This is a genomic window from Tumidithrix elongata BACA0141 (assembly GCF_036349135.1).
In the GTDB taxonomy this organism is placed as follows: domain Bacteria; phylum Cyanobacteriota; class Cyanobacteriia; order Pseudanabaenales; family Pseudanabaenaceae; genus Tumidithrix; species Tumidithrix elongata.
This window is the reverse complement of the sequence record NZ_JAZBJZ010000044.1, coordinates 20,812-41,369: the sequence shown is the minus strand read 5'-3', so window position 1 is coordinate 41,369 and position 20,558 is coordinate 20,812. Positions and strand designations below refer to the sequence as shown.

The window sequence follows — 20,558 nt, the reverse complement described above, 5'->3', positions numbered from 1 at the left end:
TCCTATGAAACCCCTCTTCTGTCTTTATTGCAAGGTTTTGTCCTGTACTAAGGTAAAGAGTACGAACTTTTACCCGAAACTTCTGAGGCTTTTTTCTATGTGGGGATGATTCAAATCCTCCTAAAACGTCTTGCTTAACTTCTCAAACACTCTCTAAGACCAAAGCGACTAGAACTCTTTCCACTTTTATTTGTCTTATCCTTTACAATGGCAGGTTGCCAAGCGATCGCAGGGTTCCCAAACTCAACCAACATAACAGGCCCAGAATTTTTAGCCTTCTATATTCCACTTGGAATTATCGGTATCGCTGTGGCATATTGGCTGCGATTCTCTCTGCGATCGCCTTTCGATGCGCCCGATCGGGAACTAGATAGTCTCAGTACCTATGAAGTCGCTTTTTTGGCTGGTGGTAGCGATCGTACCATTGGCACTGCCATCACCAGTTTAGTGCAACAAGGATATGTAGCAGTTGAAGCACAACGGTCATTCTTAACAGCCAGAAAAAAACTAGTGATTAAAAAGGCTGTGGATTCCTCTTGCGATCCCGTAGAGCTGTTTGTTGCTCGAGAGATTAGTGCGGTCGATGGCGAAATTTCAATGATTTTTCGGAATTCCCAAAATATAGGGGAGAGGATTCACGATCGCTTACAACAGATTGGATTGATTTTGACTGACGAGCAGTCTTTAAAAGTGCAACGATATTCATCCCTGATTATTCTTGTGATTATAGCAATAGGTGTGTTTAGGATAGTTAATGGAATTTCTCATGGCGGACCTGTAGGTTTCCTGATCGTAATAAGCACGAGCGTTCTTTTCGTAGCGGGATTTGGGCTTGCTAAACCCTACCGCAGTCGTTATGGCGATCGCGTTCTTAAGGATTTGATCGCTAACTCAAAATCTCTCAAGAGAATTAACAGCAGTGACATTCAACTTCCCATAGCCTTTGCATTGTTTGGTGCAACCGTTCTAGCTTCTGATAGTGCTTTGGCTGATTTATACCAGGTACTTACTCCTAGTAGTAGTGGTGGTGGCGGTGGTGATGGTGGCGGTTGTGGCGGTGGCGGTTGTGGCGGTGGCGGTTGTGGTGGTTGATCGACCAGAGTTTCTCCGTATTGATGTGCTTGGTAAATTGTCTAGATGGCAGCAGATTGCCAAGGCACAGGTGTTGGAGAAATTGTCGAAAGTGCGATCGCGCCTAAAATTGCTAAGTTTCCACGCCAAGATAAGCCATATAGAAGATGGGGCGCAATCGAGGTATGAGGAAAAGCTCTAAGCGTTAGCTGAGAATTTTAAGACATCACGAACAGAAACTCTGATAGCACTCACGATAGAATATCTAGGTTCTAAGTAGATACCTATGCTAGATGCGTTTCTTCAGGGATTATTAGCAGCAATGAGTTCAGGGCTGGGTGCGTTGCTAGGCATTTTTTGGCAACCGAGCCGAGTCCTATCCGCCGCGATCATGGCATTTGGCAGCGGTACGCTACTGTCTGCGCTTGCCTTTGAAACCACCATTAGTGCTTATCGAGAAAGTGGCTTTTTGCCATTGCTAATTGGTTTTTTGATTGGTGGGGGGCTATTTATTGGCATTACCCGCTTTGTCGATGATAAGGGGGGCTTTTTGCGTAAAGCTTCATCTCGCCGACGCTATTTGTTTGAACATCGCCAAGAAGAAACGGGTGACGTGCTCGATCGCATTGCCCATGTCGAGGTGATGCAAAATTTGCCGCCTTCAGAAGCCCAAGCGATCGTGCCATTGCTCAAACCAATTTCGATCAAAGAAGGTGAAGCCCTTTTTCACGAAGGCGATAAGGGGGATTCATTCTACATGATCATCCATGGTGAAGCTGAGGTAAAAAAAGGGGAAAAAGTGATGACAACCCTTGGATCGGGAGAAGTGTTTGGTGAGATGGCACTGCTCAATAGCGAACCGCGATCGGCTACGGTCATTGCGAGTACAGATATGGATGTCTATCAACTCAAACAAGAGCATTTCGATGATGTGCTGCTAAAATCCCCCAGTATTGCCAATGCCCTCAGTCGCGCCCTAGCTAAGCGACTGCGATCGACGACAGCATCAAGAGCTGAGGCAGAGCAAAACTTAGATTTGTGGCGGCAACAAGCGATCGATAGCGTGGAAATCGATCTCTCCCCATCCGAAGAACAAAAAATGATTCAAGGGCTGGTGAAAAGTTCGGCTCCCTTAGCGATTTTGGTGGGGACGTTAATTGATGGCATTCCCGAATCTACGGTGATTGGGATGACAGCACAGCCAGGGCATGTGGGTTGGTCTTTTTTGATGGCAGTGTTTATTTCTAATTTCCCTGAAGCGCTCTCTAGCTCGATTGGCATGAAACAAGCAGGCACAAAAAATCTTCGGATTATGCTGCTATGGGCAGGTGTGATCTTGCTGAGCGGACTCTGTGCGCTCTTGGGAAATGTACTGGCAGCAAACACTTCCGATCTAGTGGTGGCTCTCGCGCAGGCTGTGTCAGGTGGAGCGATTTTGGCGATGTTAGCCAGCACGATGATGCCCGAAGCCTACGAACTCGGCGGTGGCTCGGTGGCTTTCTCCACGATTATGGGCTTTTTAACAGGCTTCTTTATCTCTGCACCCCACTTACCCCCTGTTACGGGGCTGTAGAAGTGCGGCAGTTGGTTGCGCCAAAAATTCATAGCGATCGCTTGGCAATGGAACATCTTCTGTTGCGATCGCGAGGAGGTACAGGTATGGAACTAATTTCTCTTTTTCGTTGGGAATTCTGCTTACAACTGTTGCATCAACCCACCAATTAGCAGCGGCTGTATTCGTTTCTGTGGCTAAGCGATCGAGGGTTTGTTCTATCAGTGCGATCTGATTCAGTTATCTCAACTAGGCTCTATGATAGCATCCTAGTAAGTTTCGAGCTTAGTGCTGTATTTGCAACGTTGTAAATCTAAACACCCTCAATCAACGCTTATGTTCCAATGGATGCCCAAACTTCCCACCGCACCATTTTGTCCTTCAGAAGTTCAAGGAACCATAACTATCCCTCGTCACGCGAGTTCGTGGCGTAAGTTCCTCGCTTTTATGGGGCCTGGTTTGCTAGTTTCCGTCGGCTATATGGATCCTGGTAACTGGGCAACCGATATCGAAGGAGGCTCGAAATTTGGCTATAGCTTGTTGAGTATTATCTTTCTCTCCAATCTAATTGCAATTCTATTACAGTCTCTCTGCGTGCGATTGGGTATGGTCACGGGGCAAGATTTAGCCCAAGCCTGTCGCGCTGAATTTAAGCTTCCCTTAAATGTAATCCTATGGCTGTTTGCCGAAATCGCGATCGCTGCCTGCGACCTAGCAGAAATTTTAGGGAGCGCGCTCGCACTCAACCTGCTCTTCCATTTGCCTTTGGTTTGGGGTGTATTGATTACGGGATTCGATCTCGTCGTCGTACTTTTACTCCAAGGGAAAGGATTCCAATGGCTAGAAGCGATAATCTTGGGATTAGTCGCGACGATCGCCTTTTGCTTTCTGGTGGAAATTCTGTTTGCCCATCCGGACTGGGCGGCTGTTGCCCAAGGATATCTTCCCCAAAGTTCAATTGTAGCGAATTCCAACCAGCTTTATTTAGCAGTCAGCATTTTAGGGGCGACCGTCATGCCTCACAATCTCTATCTCCATTCCGCGATCGTACAGACGCGCAAATGGCAAGATGCGATTCCTGATACTCGGACTGCTGTACGTTACGCAACATGGGATTCCACACTTTCCTTAATTGCCGCTTTGTTTGTAAATTCCGCAATTCTAATCGTGGCAGCTTCAACTTTCCATTTCTCTGGCAATCAGCAGGTTGCCGAAATTCAAGATGCCTATCAATTACTCACGCCACTTTTAGGAAGCGGACTCGCCAGTCTTTTATTTGGGCTAGCCTTACTGGCTTCTGGGCAGAGTTCCACCTTTACAGGAACGATCGCAGGACAAGTGATTATGGAGGGGTTTCTCGATTTGCGAATTCCTTGCTGGCAGAGACGGTTGTTGACCCGCTGTCTCGCGATCGCACCTGCATTACTTGGACTGTCTCTTTTGGGCGAATCGGGTGTTGGGAAACTCTTGGTATTGAGTCAAGTCGTTCTGAGTTTACAACTGCCCTTCGCGATCGTGCCCCTGATTTTGTTCACAGGTAATGTCAAGCTTATGGGAAAATTTGCCAATCCTCTCTGGATAAAAATATTAGCTTGGGCAGTAGCAGGAATCATTACTGGACTAAATCTTTGGTTATTATCCAGATTTCTGTTTTAGTCAAACGGTTCCTAAAGGGGAAGCATTGCCCCCCCTTTTTGCCGGAATGCTGTGTCTGCTATGACCATAAAAAAGCATTTAGCGATCGTTTTTAGGACTTTTACAGCTAAAAACTTTCGGCTAAATGCTCTTGGATAATTCAAAATTGCGCTAGGTTATCGCGTCAATTCTTTAGCTCCTATCGTTGTATGCTTGCCAAGAACGCCATCGGATCGACAGCACTACCACCATTAGGACGAATCTCAAAGTGGAGGTGAGGTCCAGTACTAAAACCAGTACTACCCATTGCTGCAATTACTTGGGTTTGACTGACAGACTGTCCTTCAGTCACATAGATTGCGCTTAGGTGCCCGTAACGGGTGATTGTACCGTCGGGATGACGAATATCAATCATATTGCCGTAGCCACCATCATTCCAACCAGCATAATCGATTACACCGGTCGCAGCCGCCATGACAGGAGTACCTACGGGTGCAGCAATGTCAATGCCTTGGTGAACTCTACCCCAGCGCCAGCCAAAACCAGAGGTTAACACACCATCAGCAGGCCAGATAAAGCCTGAGGATAAGCCATAAGAGTTTATATCAGGCAAATAAGCGGAGGCAGTTAAAGTAGGCAATTCAGGTGCAACCCCACCAGAGCGATCGCCTGGGCGGGCAATGGCTTCGCGACCGGCATCAAAGTTACGACCAAGATCGGAGGAAGGATTCAAATTAGCAGATGCAAGCTTCATGGCTTCAGCCCGTCGCATCGCTTCTTTGGCTTCTGCTTCACGTACCTTTTTATTGAGCTGATCGACTTCAGACTCTAGGCGTTGCACTTCTAAAGATCTCACGCGACTTTCAGGGTCAGGAAGCAGAGCAACTTCAGTGGGAGCACCATTCTTAGCATTTTGCTCCACAGCACTAGAGGAAGGAATCGAAGGAGCCAGAGCCGCCGCAGTTCTAGCAGGAACTTGTACTTTAGGTTCAGCCGCAGGCTGAGGTACAACATTATTAACAGGGATTTGTTGAACTGAGCTATTTTGCTCGACGACACGAGTAGAAGGTACCGCAGGAACCAAAGTTGCCGCAGCAACGCGGTTAGGAATCTGTACAGTAGGCTCAGACACAGGTTGTCCAGTTGTTTGAGCAGATGCAGGTGTATTCTGCGTTACTGTACCTTGCTCAGCAGAGATCTCAGAGGGAACAGAGATGGAGATTGCTGCGGCAATCTGCCGAGGAATTCTTACGCTCGGCTCTGCTGCGGGTTGGGCGGAGACTTCTGAAGGTGTTCTTTGTAACGAGGGATTTTGCTCGGTTACAGAGGTTACTAAAGAGCTTGCAATGGAAGGAACAGCAAAAGTCGGTCTGGGGAGCTGTACTGAAGGCTCTACAGCAGGTGCACCAGAAGGAAGACTCGTTCTTGCGTTGCTACTAGAAGCATTAGGCTGTTCCAACAATTTATCAGGGGTAAAAGGGAACAATGCTGTAGCTACCCTAATCGCAGGCTCGCTGGCAACGGGCAGACTCGTTGAGGATGTTGCAGGACGTTGTTGCGCTGACAAATCTTCTTGAGCTGGTTGTGTGGGAAGGTTTTTGGTGGCATTGCCGCCGGTCAGTTGCATTAAGCCATCCCAAGGGGAAAGCCGAGGAGCAGAGGCGATCGTGGGAGGAACCATGGGTGTTGCCGCAGTTACCCTTGTGCCCAAGTTGTTAGCATTTGACCTCGCTGTATCTGGTAAGGCTGAAGCAGTTAGCTCAGGGACAGGAGAGGTGCGAAACTGATCGCTAACCGTAGATGGAACTTGCTTTGAAGGCTTGACATTTACAGAAGCTACCGTCTGTAGGGTAGGAACTGTATCGTTGCTAGGAATCTTTAGCTCTTGGTTGAGTTCTAGCCAGTGAGGATTGTCTAGCTTATTGGCTTCAATGATTGCCTTTTGAGAAGTGCCATAACGACGGGCAACTGTCTCAATCGTGTCACCATTTTGGACTTGGTGCGTTGTGAACTTTGGTTGCTTTTTGATTGCGGCTTCAGGGCTGCGAGCAGCACTGTTAGTCGTGTTGCTACTGACTAAAACAGGCTTACCTTGAATTTCATTCAAGCGACGCTCTAGACGTTCGCGCTCAGCAATCAGCTTCTTTTTAATGTGTTCGTCTTTAACTTGAATCAGTGTTGCTACATTCCCTGGAATTACTAGGGGCTGATCCACAGCAAGGAAGTCGGGAGATTCTAGGGATGTATATTTGAGAATTTCGCCTTTTGGAATGTTGTAGTAGGTGGCAATACTCTCAAGGGTGTCACCTGGTTTGACCTTGTGGACTAAACCGCTTACAGGAGGAATCACAAGCTTCATACCGGGCTGCAATTCAGTTGCAGCACTGATACCGTTAGAAGCTGCGATCGCAGCTGCATCAATTTGATAAATCTGTGTAATCTGCCATAGGGTTTCGTCTTCGCGCACCTCATGAACGATTACTCCTTGGGGAGTGTCCCAAGCACCAGACGCGATCGCGGCTCGTGCCATTTCATACTTACGTTCTTGGTTTTGCGCCATCACATCTGTAAGTGTGCGTGATGATGGAGCTACAGGTGAGACTTTTAGATCTTTAGAAGTCTGCTGATTGATCAGCATACCCACGGTTCCGACGGAAAGAGCTAGACCCAGCAACGCTAATGATCTGCGTACCTTCTTGGAAGATCTGTCAGTTGCTAATGCCAGGGGAACATTAGTACTCAGATCCTCTTCTACTGAAGATATCTTTTTCAAAAATTGCCTCCTCTAAACTAATCGCGCTCTCGTGGTATGAACATTCAATGTGTGAGTCGATGTACAAACAAGCCTAAGTCTTAAAAAACTTAGGGGAGCGACTTATTACCGAAACTAAGTTACCTTGTATTTTTCCTCTAGACAAGTTCATGGAGAACAAAAAAAATTCCAGTTTTGTGCATTGAACCTGTGCTGGACTAATAATGCATATAGACCGATCCAATGTCAACACCCAATTCCGTAAAATAACTCTGTAAAATTTGGTAAACAGACCAACGTGTTATCCCTATCGAAAAACGTTTTTTGCAGCAAGTGTAAATATTTTTTAAACTTAATCCGTCACTATATATAACTATTTTGCCTGTTAAAGCCCCGATGTCTAATAACATACTCCCTAGAGAAAAGTAGGTGGCATTCAGTATTCTGACTTATGAATGCTTTTTCTAGCTCGTTCTAGCTCTCATTTACTCCGTCTAGCTCCTCAAAGACCATTTTGAACAAGCTTTAAAGTTTTTTTAGATTTAATCAGTAAAAAAATCTAGTTTGTCAGGTAAAGCCTTTCAAGATTCACAGTGATCTCGATCACATGAGCAATAAATTCACTGAATAGTTACGAATACTTATCGAAAAAATTATATTTCAGAGTTTTACCACCTTAATTAGGTAAGGCTTGAAATAATCACAAATACTTTATTTTTGCGGTTTTATTGTCATCAAATCACCTTGCGGCAGTCATGTTTGAATCGGCGGTTAAGCATCTTAACTTGCCGATCGACAACCCAAATGACTATCCCAAAAAAATTTCCCAGTCGATCTAGGAATGCTAGGCGCGATCGCGTTAATCATAATGGCGCGAGATTTTCGGAACATCGCTGTCCTTAAAGCTTTCAATGCAATCAGGTAGCCAATATTGCAAACAGGGATCATTCATATCAGCATCAGTACCCTGAATATCCTAAAATTACTTGGATAAAGCATTGGGCGTGGCAAGTTTGCAGCGCCTCTAAGAGAAAAGTTAACCTATATGACTACTGGATACGTTGCACTGGTTTTACATGCCCACCTGCCCTTTGTCCGCCATCCTGAAAGTGACTATGTTTTAGAAGAAGAGTGGCTGTATGAAGCAATTACCGAAACGTATATCCCTTTAATTAAAGCTTTTGAGGGATTAAAGCGCGATGGAATTGACTTTAAGATAACCATGAGCATGACACCGCCGCTTGTGTCTATGCTGCGCGATCCTTTGCTCCAAGAACGCTATGACAAGCACCTCGCCCAACTGCAAAAACTGGCTGAGTGCGAGTTTGAGCATAATCGTCTAGATGGTCACCTGCAATATTTGGCCGACTACTACATTAAAGAGTTTGCCGAAGTGCGATCGATTTGGGAACGGCACGATGGCGACCTTGTCGGCGCGTTTAAAGGATTTCTAGAGACCAATAACCTAGAAATCATTACCTGCGGGGCAACCCACGGCTACTTACCTTTGATGAAAATGTATCCTGAAGCTGTATGGGCACAGCTTCAGGTAGCAGTCGATCATTACGAGCAGGAGTTTGGTAGACGCCCCAATGGCATCTGGTTACCAGAATGTGCCTATTACAACGGTCTTGAGCGCATGTTGGCGGATGTGGGTTTGCGCTATTTTCTCACCGATGGTCATGGCATTCTCTACGGTCAGCCACGCCCAAGGTATGGTACCTATGCCCCCATTTTCACGGAAACAGGGGTTGCTGCCTTTGGTCGCGATCACGAGTCCTCCCAACAGGTTTGGTCTTCTGAAGTCGGCTATCCTGGCGATCCTGTCTATCGCGAATTTTATAAGGATCTGGGTTGGGAAGCTGAATATGAGTATATTAAGCCGTTTGTGATGCCCAATGGTCAGCGTAAGAATACCGGAATTAAGTATCACAAGATTACGGGACGTGGCTTAGACCTGGGTGCTAAGCAACTCTATGACCCCTATTGGGCAAGAGAAAAAGCCGCCGATCATGCAGCGAACTTTATGTACAACCGCGAACGGCAGTCAGAATATTTAAATAAGATGATGGAGCGTCCGCCAATCATTGTTTCTCCCTATGATGCCGAGCTGTTTGGTCACTGGTGGTATGAGGGCCCTTGGTTTATTGACTATTTAATCCGCAAGTCCCATTACGATCAAGGTACGTATAAGATGACGCACCTTGCCGACTACCTACGCCAAAATCCAACACAACAGGTGGCTCGTCCTGCCCAGTCTAGTTGGGGCTACAAGGGCTTCCATGAATATTGGCTCAATGAAACCAATGCTTGGGTATACCAGCACTTACATAAAGCCGCAGAACGGATGATTAGCCTTGCTCATCGCGAACCTGAAGATGAGTTGCAGTGGAGAGCGCTAAATCAAGCGGCTAGAGAACTGCTGCTCGCACAGTCTTCAGATTGGGCGTTTATTATGCGCACAGGTACGATGGTTCCCTATGCTATACGTCGGACGCGATCGCACCTCGTTCGTTTCAATAAACTATTCGATGAGATTAACAAGGGCCCGATTGATTCTGGTTGGCTGGAAAAAGTGGAATATATGGACAATATTTTCCCTGATATCAACTACAGGGTTTACCGTCCCTATGGTGTTTAGGAATTAGCATTGAGCAATCTCAGCTAGATTTGCGGCTAAATTGCTAATTTTGACTAAATTTCGAGAAATTGCCCAAAATTTCCTCAATATTCTAATAAAACACCCCACTGTAAAGTTGGGGTGTTTTATTTTAGAGTTCTTGAAACTCAATCCTCAAAAGCGATCTAGCCGATCGCCGCAATACACTCAATTTCGACCAACACATCCAAAGGTAGTCGTGCGACTTGAACCGTGGAACGCGCTGGCGCGGGATCTAGAAAATATTTGGCATAAACGGCATTCATCGCGGGGAAATCAGCCATATTCGCCAAAAATACGGTGGTTTTTACGACATTTGTAAAATCTGCTCCTGCCGCATGTAATACGGCTCGAACATTTTGCAGCACACGTTCCGTTTGCGCCGCAACGTCACCCTCAATGACTTTGCTGGTGGCAGGATCGATCGCTACTTGTCCCGCCAAAAAAATCAATTTGCTGGTGGCTGGCACTGCGATCGCTTGGTTATAGGGGCCAACAGGTGTGGGGGCAGACTCGGTACGAATAACTTGATAACTCATGATTTAGGGGGATTTTCCATTTCCTTGAGCATTTTGGCATATTCCTGATCGTTCAAATCAGTTTCGGTGGTATATGCCAAATTATTCTCATCGATCGCCTCTTGCGCAATGCTGAGCTGACTGGCAAAAGCCAATTTTTCTTGGAGTTGAGGTGTGGGGTGACTTAACTGCTCTTTACGCGCCAGTCGCATTTGGTTTCTCGCCTCAATTTGGCTATTGAGACCGCGTAGGACAAAGTAACGCACGAGGGGTACGGTTAAAAACAAGGTGGCATAGCCTAATAAAAAGCCATAGGCGGCGGCGACAAATCCCAAAAAGCCCGTAAGTTGGTACGCCAATCTTGGATTTTGTAATAAACTACCTAAAATCAACGCCCCGACGAAATAAAACACGCCTAAGCCAATCGAAAGGGCAACCTTACCGCTACCCGCTTTGCTAAATACCCATAGATCTTCCAGCAAATAGCTACCGACACGGGTTTGTTTTTTCTCAGAAGCTACTTTTTGCAAGTCGGGGAAACTATAGACCAAGGTGCCCTGCTCGCTGACCTGAGGATACCCGTTAAACTTAGCCAGCACAGGGATCATGTAATCTTCATAGCCCTCTTCAACCTTACCGATGTTGTCTAAATAGGGTGTAATTTGCTCGGCTGTGACCACGCCATGATGGTTGCGAATTACGGCAGCGATCGCGCGCCAGCGTCTTTCTTCGAGATCGGCGTTAGGATTGCCATCGCCAAACAGGAAGGAAAACACGCTTTCTAAAAAACCCATCTCGTTTGGATCGCGGGCGCGCAGTTGTTGAGGCTCGTAATAGTAAGGGTCGAATACGACAAAGGGGTTGCCCCACCAACCACCACCCCAAAAGATAAACCCACCACCGCCGCCGTTATAGGAGCGATCGCTGCTACGGCGATTGTCGTTATCGTCGCGGTTCTGACTTTGCAGCGCGATCGTGGCAGCAATGATGCCTAATACCACAATCAAGATGGAGACAATCAGTAAAATGCCAAAAGAGATGCGGATCAGGTAAAACAGCCATTTCCACACTGTTTTGAGCCATTCCTGCACCCGTAACTTAAACGAGCGGCTCAGGAGAATATTCCGAAAGTTAGAGGCAAACTTGTAGGCAATCTCACCCGACTCTGCGACTTGTAAGTTGCCACCTGTTTCTGTTGCCAGCGTTAAAACTTCGCGTTGCGCTATATCAAGGCTAAGCCCTGACTGTGCAGAGACATCAGCCACAGTGACGCGGTAGTTTAGTTTTTCTACGGCTTCCATGACAGCCAGACGAGGGGTCATACGCTTTGCTCTATCCAGATTTTTATATATACCTATATTATGATTTAAAAGACGTGGGGGTATCTACAATGCAGCCAGAATCTACAAATCGGACGATAAATGACGCGATCGCACCTATAAGTCCCATAGGAGAGAGCATGGAGAACGCAGATAGCTCTGAAACGACGGATTTTACCCACATGAAACCTAGCGATCTAGGCATCACGGAAGCGCAGCTCGATGAGGCAAATCATCTGGCGGCTGAAGAGGTAGAAAACATAGAAGATAAGAATAAAAAAGTCTATCCCCTCACACAGTTTCGCAATCACTTTGTCGGTTACATGGACTTGTTTGCCGAGCAATCTGTGGTGATGACCTATTTAGATAGCCACCAAGGCTGGTTTAAGCGTTGCGCCCATCCCTTTAAAGCGGAACCGATCGGTACAACGGGCTATGCTATGGGTGTGGGTCGTGTAGGCGCATTTGGCTATTATGTCTACCCCAATGTCGGTCTCAACCTACTCCCTCAAGAAAACAGCGTTTATCGCATTGTTACCATTCCGATTCCAGATCAAGAGCCTCAGGGGTATGAAGTCGATTTTCAAGCAGAAATGCGGCTGCAACCGCGATCGCTAGCCGAGGTCTTATCAGGTGAAGAATTAGCACAGAATCCTACGATGACCTCGATTGAATGGGATTTAAATTTAACTGTAACGCTGCAATTTCCGCCATTTATCCATCGCATGTCCAAGGATATGATTCAAAAAACGGGGGATGGCGTACTTGCCTTTGTGGTCAAACATGTTTCCAATAGTCTCACTGCTAAGGTGCAGAATGATTTCCACAAAACCCATAACATCAAGGTTCCCAAGAAAGTGAAGCTGAGAAAGTAATATGCTCTATGCTTTCGCGATTCTTGCTGCACCCATTCCAACCATGTCACTCCTTGGGATTGAAGGGAAACCGATCGCATGTATTCAAGCAGGTGAACTCGTTATAGCGCTAGACCCCAATCTGAATGTGGAAGCCCTCAAAGAGACTACAGAAGAAATCCTGCTTCAAGCGGTTTTGCAGCACGATCGCGTCATTTGCGAACTCTACAGCCAGCATAATCTTTTACCTTTACGGTTTGGCACAGCATTTGTTTCAGAGGCAGCTTTACGAGAATATCTGATTGTGAATCAGCAAGAACTCAGCGATCGCTTACGCGGGCTGGAAGGATATGCCGAATATTTACTCAAGGGGAAAGCCAATCTCCCTAAGCCAGAGATGAATGGGAACTTAAAAGGAAGAGACTATCTCTTGGCAAAACGGGAGCAATATCTACAGCAGCAGCAGGTGCAAGTTCAACTTCAAAGTGAAGTACAAGAACTCTACGGTTTTATGCAGCAAACTAGTCGAGTCGCGCCCAAACTCATTCAAGAAGCCGAAGAAGCCAAAGCCCATTTACTGCTTACACCCCTACAGGCAGAACAGCTCAGCCAGTTTCTCCAAACATGGCAACTCTTACATTCTCACTGGCAGTTCGAGATGAGTGATGCCCTCCCCCCTTACCATTTCGCCGAATAGCAACCCATGAAACATCCATTTCGCATATTTCTACTCACCTGCTTTCTACTTGCGATCGCAGGCAGTAAAGCGGAAGTTCAAAGCCAGACCAACTGCGATCGCGCTTATCCAGATGCTTGCATTCCGTCACCTCCGCCATATCTACACTGTAAAGATATTCCCTATCGCAATTTTAGAGTTCTGCCACCCGATCCCCATCGATTTGACCGAGATGGAGATGGCATCGGCTGCGAAACCAATCGCAGACGCTGATAGATGAATTGGCAGCTATCAAATTTACTCAGAGCGATCGCCATTACCCTCGTAATTTGGATCCATGCGTCTCATCCTTGGTGGTTTGGCGCTCATGGTACGGTCTCGCTTGACAGCCTCAATTGGGAAGTGTTTATCGATACTGCGATCAACCAAGTGGGACGATTTACAGTTCCATTGTTTGTAATTCTCTCTGGCTTTGGATTGGCAAAATCAGAACAGTCTCGCCCATTCCAACTTTGGGGATTTATCCAACGGCGCGGCTTTAGAATCTTGCCACCCTATCTATGTTTCACGCTGTTGAATCTTGCATTTCGCCAAGAGTTTCAACTTGGGAATTGGGTAGAGAAGTTAGGGCAAATCGCGATCACGTTGAGAGATGGTTCGGGTGACTATCATCTCTATTTTTTGACGATTATCATCCAATGCTATATCAGCTATCCCTTATTGCGACGAATTCCTTTCACGGGTTTAAATTTAGCGATCGCTACGATCTTCACCCTCAGCCTGTTTACATTGCGGTGGACAGTTTCTCTTTTCCACTTACTTCCTGACTTGGCTCCCTATTTGCCCAACTCAAATCACTGGATGTTTTGGCTCCCATATTTCCTATTTGGAATTTGGTTGGCGAAAGTACCCGATTGGTTTACAGCGGCTTTGCGACGATGCTCTACACAAATCTGGGGATGTCTCTGGGCGATCGCAGCGGCTCTAGAGTTAGGTGAGTTTTACTTTTCCGCTATCCGCATCGGTTCTGCCGAAGCCGTCGGTCATTACGGTCGCCCTACAGTGGTACTGCTCACGATTACCTTTTTGCTCTGGGCAATGTCTTGGAAATCTCAAAACGAACCCGATTCCCCTCCCCGATTCCTACAATTCAACACGCTAATCGAAAGACTGGGGAATGCCAGTTTTACCACCTATCTACTTCACACGCAGGTTTTACGCCTGATTACGCCTGCCCAAGTCTTGGGAGGAATTGGTTATCTGTTGGTAGCAGCGATCGCTTCTTGGGCGATCGGTCTTCTTGTCTGGGCGATCGTCAAACCAATTAAGGGCTTAAATGTCATTTTTGGAGCTTGATTAAGCGACAATCGCACCTTCAACTTGATGCCGTACTTGAAACTCTCGCAGAAATCATTAATCACTCCAAAAATGACTATCCCATAGTAGCTATTTAGAATTGTGAGCTAGGAAACCAAGCTATTTCTTTTTAAACCAGAGTTCCAAATCAGCGAGACTCTCAAAATCTAAAATCGCCTCAGCTAAGTTTTCTAAGCGAGTAATCTTTAAGCGCGAAATTTTAGTATGTAAATTTGGAGGCAAAGTCCCAAACTTATGGGCGAGTAAGCGTAAAACAACCGCTATTAATCCCTGCTTACGCCCCTCTTGGCGACCTTCTTGGCGCCCCTCTTGGCGACCTTTAAGCTCACCTTCTTGACGACCTTCTTGCAGAATCGCTTGATATGTTACAGACTCGCGCATGATATCTCTCCTCAAAATTTGCTTAATAATATTTTCTTCTAAAACTAAACCTGCTAAGACATATGTTGCTGCTGCTATGGTTTTGCGCGTATTTAGCTCTGGAATTCGATCGATTTCTTGGGCAATTTCTTGTAGCAAACGCTCTTTATTGTCATCTTTGACCAGTATAGCAAAGGGGATCGTGCCTGCACTGGTTAAAAAATTAGCCGAGGATTGTTCCCATAGCCTAATGACTTCAAATTCGTGGTGGGTCGTACTACGCTCAAATTTATGTTCGTAGACTAAATCTGAGTTTGTCGGTTTCAGGTAAATCACGACTTGCCGCATCACTTTATCAGGAAAGCGTCTGTAAGCACGTACCCAATAGTCCAGCATCCTAAATGGAATCTGCGGATCGGGTTTGGTTTGAAACTCTAAATGCAGGAGCAGACCTTCTGCTTCCAGCAAGATAAGACTATCTGCCCGAATTGGCTCAACTGCCAGCTCTTGCGGCAGAACTTGGGTGAGATCGATCGCTTCACCAAGTAACCATGTGGCGATATCTCTGGAGTAGGTTTCGGCAAGAAATTTGCAAATATTGTCAAACATCACAAAATTTCACATCTATTCTTGACAAGCTGTTTTGCAGGGGGCAGATCCCAAAGGGAATCGCTTTGAGCGATCGCCTGAAGCAATTCCCTACCTCAACATCAGATCCCAAATGGATTTTATCGGCTGAGTGAAACATAATTTATGCGATCGCGTCTAATACTTCAGCACAGTTTCGTATAACAATGTAAGTTAGCTTAGATGCGATGAACTGCCGCTTAATTCAGGGTCGCTAGGTTCCTAAAATTCCTGACAATTAGAATACGAAGGTTTTAGAGTCCCGCTATGCAAACCCAAAACATTCAACAGCCTATCCATCGCAGTCGGTTGAGATTATCCTTAGGGCGATATTTCTATATTCTCAAGCGTCGATTTGAGTGGGCTTTTTCCAAGACAAAATTTGCCACCCAGATCGTTCCCGAGCCGCTACCCGTTGGAGTTTTTACCCATAAGTCCATTCTCATGCGTCAGTTAAAAGATGTAGACATGTGGCTTCAATATAATAAAGTGACAAATTTAAGACTAGCGATCGCGCAGATTGATGGTTTAGTGATTCAGCCCGGAGAAGTCTTTTCTTTTTGGTATTTGGTCGGAAATCCCACCCAAAATAGAGGATTTAAGTTAGGGATGACCCTAGAGAATGGCAAAGTAAGCACTGGTTATGGTGGAGGTTTATGCCAGCTATCAAACCTGATTTATTGGATGACATTGCATTCTCCACTTACGATTAAAGAACGTTGGAGACATAGCTATGATGTTTTCCCCGACTTAAATCGGACGCTTCCATTTGGCAGTGGAGCAACTGTGTCCTATAACTATATCGATTTGCAAATTGAGAATAAAACAACGCATCCATACCAGCTTTGTCTGTGGCTAACAGACGAGCATTTATGCGGCGAGATTCGCTCTAACACAGAAAGTCTCTGTAAATACGAAATCTTGGAAAAGAATCACCTCATAACTGGCCCGATCGCTGGGCGGTATATGCGGCAAAATCAGCTTGTGCGCGAACGACGCGACCTCAATACCAACCAACTCTTGAGCGAAGAATTGGTTGCAGAAAATTATGCGCTCATGATGTACGCTCCACTTCTAAGTGCTGGAAAACAAAGTTCAACTTCTGCTTCAGATCGGAAAGATTTGCTGCGTTAACGTGAGTTAGGGTTAAGGATTTCGGAGCAAAGCAAGCCGACTTGCTGGAACCGAGGGGTTTGCTCCCCCTAACCGATAGGGCATCCCCCTTGAAAAAGGGAAGTGGATTCTCCCCCCTTTTTTCAAGGGGGGCTGGGGGGGATCCTTGGGATGTATAGCGTTTCAGGGTTTCTTATCCTGAATTCACGTTTTGTTAGCCTGTCAGGTTGAGATGTTTGAATTCAAAAGTATAGAATCATTTTTGTACGCGTTCCCAAGCTGACAAAATTGGGCGGACGAGCCAGTTAGAGCTGACTTTAAGCTGATGTTCTAAGGTGGGCATTCTCAACAAGTAAGCTAAACGACGGGCGACATAGGCAGGCATTCCATCCATGGCAATTTTGCCAAACATCGACATCGAGGCATCATTCACACCCAGACTAATAAACTCACCCAACGGAATGTATTGAAAAGGGAGGAGGGGATGATTGGTTATACTCGCCCAAATATTTAGCGCACAGTAGTGTGCTTGCTGATAGGCAACCTGTGCAGTGCCTGGTAAGGGAGTTCCATCGGTATCTAAACAACTGGCTAGATCGCCGATCGCAAAGAGTTCGGGGTGCGTCTTGACTTGCAGGGTTGGTTCGACGGTAATCTGACCCATCGGCAAACGACGATCGAGGGGCAGCTTTTGAATGAGTTTAGAGAACCGCGTCCCCACTGTCCACATCACAATATCAACGGGGAGGGTATCGCTGCCTGCTTGATAATCCAAGGTGATTTCCGTTTCGCCTACCTCTGAGACGCTGGTAGAGAGATCTTTCCAAACGCCCCGCTTTGATAGCGCCTGCTCGGCAGCGACGCGATTGGGCTCTGGCGAACCTGATAAAATTCTGTCATTGCGATCGACGAGGCGAACTCTTCCTCTTTCTTTGAGGCGATCGGCAATTTTACAGGCAAGTTCCACACCGCTACTACCCGCCCCTGCAATACAGACGCGAATCTTGCCTCGGTCGGACTTTTCTAATTCCTCTAGCCGATGGATTAACCGATTGGCATCCGCAAGGGTACGAAAGGGAATTGCATATTCCGAGGCTCCCGGAACGAAATCAATCGGTGTTTCGCCCCCGATCGCTAAGAGCAAGCGATCGTAGTGAAGATCGGCAGACTGACCTGAGGCATCGATGCGAACATGGCGATCGTTCAGGTCGATATCTGTCACCGTGGCTTGAATAAATTGAATCCCTTTACCCTCAAGTAAATCGGCAAAGGGTGGTGCAATTTCCCATGCTTGCAATTCCCCCGTAATCAACTCGTACAGCATGGGGGTAAACATGAAGCGATCGCTCTTATCGATCAAGATAATTTCTGGGGTTTCTGCCCAAGGCAAGCGCACTAAGTTGAGGGCAGTATAGAGACCACCAAAACCACCGCCAAGGATACAAATTCGTGACATGGGAATAAGCGCTAACCTTTTATTGCATGGATCTTACTATGCCTATTCTAACGGTCAGATAACTTTTCGCGGTGACAGCAGTTTTGCAGATCGCCATCCCCGCAATTTATCGCCCTACCCTATAGGTCTATACGCCTTTAAAGCAAACATCCTGCACCTCTTGAGCAGAGAGGGGTTGAGCCTGAGGAAGCGATCGCGGCGGCTGTTGAGCCGTACCAATTTGCGTTAAACCAATGCCAAACAAGATCGCGCCTGCCCCAATGTATTGCGCCATACCAGGAGTTTCTCCCACGATCGCATAGGCAGCCAAAATCCCAATAATCGGACTAAAAGAACTGGCAAGGGAAACCTCTGCCGCTGTGTTTTTTTTGAGTCCAGACAACCAACAGATCTGTCCGCCTACCACAATTACAGCCCCATAAAAAATCATCCACTGCCAAAGTAAGGGAGAGAGCGCCTCGGCAAAATGTTCAAAACCAAACAAGATTGTCGCAATGATAAAGAAAACGAGCGTACCTAACGCCGTTTTATAAATTGTGAAAATCCCCACAGGAATTTGCTTGAGCGTGATTTTACTCAAAAGGATGGCGATCGCCAGACAGGTAGCACCACCGATCGCTTGCAGCTCTCCTTTACCGACTTGAAAGCCGCCCATACTGACAGCGCTACTGCCTACCTGCTGCAACACAATCGTCAAGACGACTCCGACAAACGAAGCGATCGCCCCCGCAATCACCCAACCATTCACCCGTTCTCGTAAGATCCAGATCGCTAACGCCAAACTGAGCGGTGGTTCGATGCGTCCAATCAGCACGACATTATTCACGAGCGTATTTGAAAGTGCGGTAAAAAATAAGGCAGGCACGAGGACACTATCCAAAATCGCAATAACTGTCATGGCGCTCCAATCCTGTTTTGAGAGCTTGGCAAAGTTGGAAGGATTCAGTTCTCGAAAATAGATCGCTAGCATCACCAACAACGCGCAGAGATTTCCCACAAACAAAACATTACAAAACGAGATCGGGTTATGCCCACGCACGAGGTTGTGCATGCCAATTTCAGATAGCCGATGGACGATTGAACCAGAAGCCGCAAAAATCAAAATTGCGAGGATGAGATAAGCCCTTCCCGGAAAGCGATCGGCTAAATCTGAGATTTTGGTAGGTAAGCTAGGCATATGTTTCAAAAAATGTCTGTTTCTAAGAATTTGGAATTCAGGCTTCCAACGTCAGCGAAGCCGCAAATTGCACTTGCATCTCTAAGCTCGTATTGGGCGCAACATAAATCAAATCCTCCCCTGTATTCATAGCATTACGCGGGGCAGTCCAAGGCTCTAGACAAACATAATCTTTACCCTTAATTGCCCAAAACACTAGTGTGGTGTAGTGCTGGTCGAAGCTGAGCATCAAGGATTGATTGCCAGTATCAAAAATTTGCGCCGAGCTACCCGATAGGGGACGAAAGCCCAGGTCAATTTGGTCTTGCGAAAAGTCAAATCCGCCAGCATAGGTCTGCGTGGAATGGGAGACATGATCCCAATATTGCGTTGCGGGCAAATGGAAACTCAGTTTGCTTTTATCGGTAGCGAGAAAGTAGGGATGTAAGCCCGATGAAAAGGGCATGGACTCAGCAGAACGATTGGTATAGCGTTGGTGAATCGTAAGTGTATTTGACTGAAGTGTATAGGTGAAAGCGAGATCGAAGTCAAAGGGATACCCCACAAGGGTTTGAGGGTTACTACTTAAGGTCAAGGTAATGCTTGTAGAATCTTCAGAAGCATTCAAGGAATTCTCATCGACTTGCCAAGCCAAATCCCGAGCAAAGCCGTGTTGCTTTAGGGTATAGATGCGATCGCTGTGGGTATAGGCATCATCGGGCATGTTGCCGCAAATGGGAAATAGAATTGGAATGCCGCCACGAATGCTCAGCGATGGATTGGCAAATCGTTCCGCATCCAAATAGAGCAACTCGCGATCGCCGACACACCAACTGGTAATAATACCGCCGCGCTCTGGTACGACCTCGAGCCGAGCCAGATGGTTGGGGTCTTGCAGAATGTAGGTTTTGAATTGTCTCTGCGCGATCGCAACGGCAGCGTTTCCTTTTAAAGGTTGTAGTTCAGGCATAAAAATATTCCCAAAATAACTGATTCCTGAAATTAATACTGGGGAATTGAAGAATCGACAATTTCTGCATAGGCAGCGATGCCACCGACGATGTTTTTAACATTGGTAAAACCTTGACCCATAAGCCATTGGCACATCTGAGCCGATCGCATGCCATGGTGGCAGAGTACGAGGGTTTCAGCATGGGGATCGAATTGCGTTGGAACCTTGGGAGCCCATTCACCATATTGGCTTAAAGGAAGATTGGTAAAGCCCTCGACAAAAGCGATCGCAATTTCCTCAGGTTCGCGCACATCGATCAGTTGCAGATTGTTGCGATCCTCTGCCATGCGACGGGCTAACTCCTCAACCCGAATCTGTGGAATCATTTGACCTGAAGAATAAGATGATGACATTTCTGTTTAATAAAGTAGCTTGTATCGTCTTTTATTCTGTCAGATTATTCAGTTCTTTGCTAACATCT

The 20,558-nt window shown here is 46.5% G+C and carries 19 protein-coding genes; 11 read left to right on the top strand and 8 right to left on the bottom strand.

From position 1 onward, the window contains the following. Positions 1 to 207 precede the first annotated feature (207 nt). From V2H45_RS12400 to V2H45_RS12380, 5 genes are all read left to right on the top strand, one after another. A complete protein-coding gene (locus V2H45_RS12400) occupies positions 208 to 1,092 on the top strand; it encodes a TIGR04222 domain-containing membrane protein (RefSeq protein ID WP_330483972.1) in 885 nt (294 codons plus the stop codon). Further along, entirely contained in the window at positions 1,034 to 1,273 is a 240-nt protein-coding gene (locus V2H45_RS12395; protein ID WP_330483971.1) for a hypothetical protein, read from the top strand. The genes V2H45_RS12400 and V2H45_RS12395 overlap by 59 nt, the downstream gene beginning before the upstream one ends. A gap of 84 nt (positions 1,274 to 1,357) precedes the next feature. Then, the gene (locus V2H45_RS12390; protein ID WP_330483970.1) at positions 1,358 to 2,644 is read left to right on the top strand and encodes a cyclic nucleotide-binding domain-containing protein; all 1,287 of its coding nucleotides are present in this window, start codon (positions 1,358 to 1,360) and stop codon (positions 2,642 to 2,644) included. Between the two features lie 2 nt (positions 2,645 to 2,646). Next, positions 2,647 to 2,796, top strand: a complete 150-nt coding sequence (locus tag V2H45_RS12385; RefSeq protein ID WP_330483969.1) for a hypothetical protein — start codon at positions 2,647 to 2,649, stop codon at positions 2,794 to 2,796. A 163-nt stretch (positions 2,797 to 2,959) separates the two neighbouring features. After that, complete coding sequence (locus V2H45_RS12380) at positions 2,960 to 4,279, top strand: Nramp family divalent metal transporter (protein WP_330483968.1); 1,320 nt, start codon at positions 2,960 to 2,962, stop codon at positions 4,277 to 4,279. A 178-nt stretch (positions 4,280 to 4,457) separates the two neighbouring features. On the opposite strand, the gene V2H45_RS12375 is transcribed toward V2H45_RS12380, so the two are convergent. Then, complete coding sequence (locus V2H45_RS12375) at positions 4,458 to 7,031, bottom strand: LysM peptidoglycan-binding domain-containing protein (RefSeq protein ID WP_330483967.1); 2,574 nt, start codon at positions 7,029 to 7,031, stop codon at positions 4,458 to 4,460. A 1,024-nt stretch (positions 7,032 to 8,055) separates the two neighbouring features. Between V2H45_RS12375 and V2H45_RS12370 the strand changes: the two genes are divergently transcribed. Beyond that, entirely contained in the window at positions 8,056 to 9,651 is a 1,596-nt protein-coding gene (locus tag V2H45_RS12370) for a glycoside hydrolase family 57 protein (RefSeq protein ID WP_330483966.1), read from the top strand. 164 nt (positions 9,652 to 9,815) lie between these two features. Here V2H45_RS12370 and V2H45_RS12365 read toward each other — a convergent pair whose 3' ends face one another. Together V2H45_RS12365 and V2H45_RS12360 are read right to left on the bottom strand one after the other, a co-directional pair. Further along, the gene (locus V2H45_RS12365) at positions 9,816 to 10,208 is read right to left on the bottom strand and encodes a RidA family protein (protein ID WP_330483965.1); all 393 of its coding nucleotides are present in this window, start codon (positions 10,206 to 10,208) and stop codon (positions 9,816 to 9,818) included. Next, positions 10,205 to 11,509 carry a hypothetical protein gene (locus tag V2H45_RS12360; RefSeq protein ID WP_330483964.1) on the bottom strand — a complete coding sequence of 435 codons (1,305 nt, stop codon included), beginning with the start codon at positions 11,507 to 11,509 and terminating at the stop codon, positions 10,205 to 10,207. Before V2H45_RS12360 ends, V2H45_RS12365 begins: the two co-directional genes overlap by 4 nt. A 68-nt stretch (positions 11,510 to 11,577) precedes the next feature. On the opposite strand from V2H45_RS12360, the gene V2H45_RS12355 reads away from it, so the two are divergent. Genes V2H45_RS12355 through V2H45_RS12340 form a run of 4 tightly spaced genes read left to right on the top strand, consistent with a single transcriptional unit; the run spans position 11,578 to position 14,392 of the window. Further along, positions 11,578 to 12,381, top strand: coding sequence for a DUF1997 domain-containing protein (locus tag V2H45_RS12355; RefSeq protein WP_330483963.1), 804 nt, complete (start codon positions 11,578 to 11,580; stop codon positions 12,379 to 12,381). Position 12,382: 1 nt separating this feature from the next. After that, positions 12,383 to 13,057 (top strand): GvpL/GvpF family gas vesicle protein, encoded by a 675-nt coding sequence (locus V2H45_RS12350; protein WP_330483962.1) that lies wholly within the window; start codon positions 12,383 to 12,385, stop codon positions 13,055 to 13,057. 6 nt (positions 13,058 to 13,063) lie between these two features. Beyond that, entirely contained in the window at positions 13,064 to 13,309 is a 246-nt protein-coding gene (locus V2H45_RS12345) for a hypothetical protein (protein ID WP_330483961.1), read from the top strand. Positions 13,310 to 13,312: 3 nt separating this feature from the next. Further along, on the top strand, positions 13,313 to 14,392 hold the full coding sequence (locus tag V2H45_RS12340) for an acyltransferase (protein ID WP_330483960.1): 1,080 nt from the start codon (positions 13,313 to 13,315) through the stop codon (positions 14,390 to 14,392). 120 nt (positions 14,393 to 14,512) lie between these two features. Here the strand turns inward: V2H45_RS12340 and V2H45_RS12335 are convergent, their stop codons facing one another. Then, complete coding sequence (locus V2H45_RS12335; RefSeq protein WP_330483959.1) at positions 14,513 to 15,382, bottom strand: Rpn family recombination-promoting nuclease/putative transposase; 870 nt, start codon at positions 15,380 to 15,382, stop codon at positions 14,513 to 14,515. A 285-nt stretch (positions 15,383 to 15,667) separates the two neighbouring features. On the opposite strand from V2H45_RS12335, the gene V2H45_RS12330 reads away from it, so the two are divergent. Beyond that, on the top strand, positions 15,668 to 16,534 hold the full coding sequence (locus V2H45_RS12330; RefSeq protein ID WP_330483958.1) for a VanW family protein: 867 nt from the start codon (positions 15,668 to 15,670) through the stop codon (positions 16,532 to 16,534). Between the two features lie 235 nt (positions 16,535 to 16,769). Here the strand turns inward: V2H45_RS12330 and V2H45_RS12325 are convergent, their stop codons facing one another. The 4 genes from V2H45_RS12325 to V2H45_RS12310 form a co-directional block, all read right to left on the bottom strand. Continuing rightward, positions 16,770 to 17,969: an NAD(P)/FAD-dependent oxidoreductase gene (locus tag V2H45_RS12325; RefSeq protein ID WP_330483957.1), complete on the bottom strand. Its 1,200-nt coding sequence runs from the start codon at positions 17,967 to 17,969 to the stop codon at positions 16,770 to 16,772. A 127-nt stretch (positions 17,970 to 18,096) separates the two neighbouring features. Then, positions 18,097 to 19,146: a DMT family transporter gene (locus V2H45_RS12320; RefSeq protein WP_330483956.1), complete on the bottom strand. Its 1,050-nt coding sequence runs from the start codon at positions 19,144 to 19,146 to the stop codon at positions 18,097 to 18,099. 37 nt (positions 19,147 to 19,183) lie between these two features. Continuing rightward, positions 19,184 to 20,095, bottom strand: a complete 912-nt coding sequence (locus V2H45_RS12315) for an aldose epimerase family protein (RefSeq protein ID WP_330483955.1) — start codon at positions 20,093 to 20,095, stop codon at positions 19,184 to 19,186. 32 nt (positions 20,096 to 20,127) lie between these two features. Further along, positions 20,128 to 20,490, bottom strand: a complete 363-nt coding sequence (locus V2H45_RS12310; protein WP_330483954.1) for a rhodanese-like domain-containing protein — start codon at positions 20,488 to 20,490, stop codon at positions 20,128 to 20,130. Between the last annotated feature and the right edge of the window lie 68 nt (positions 20,491 to 20,558).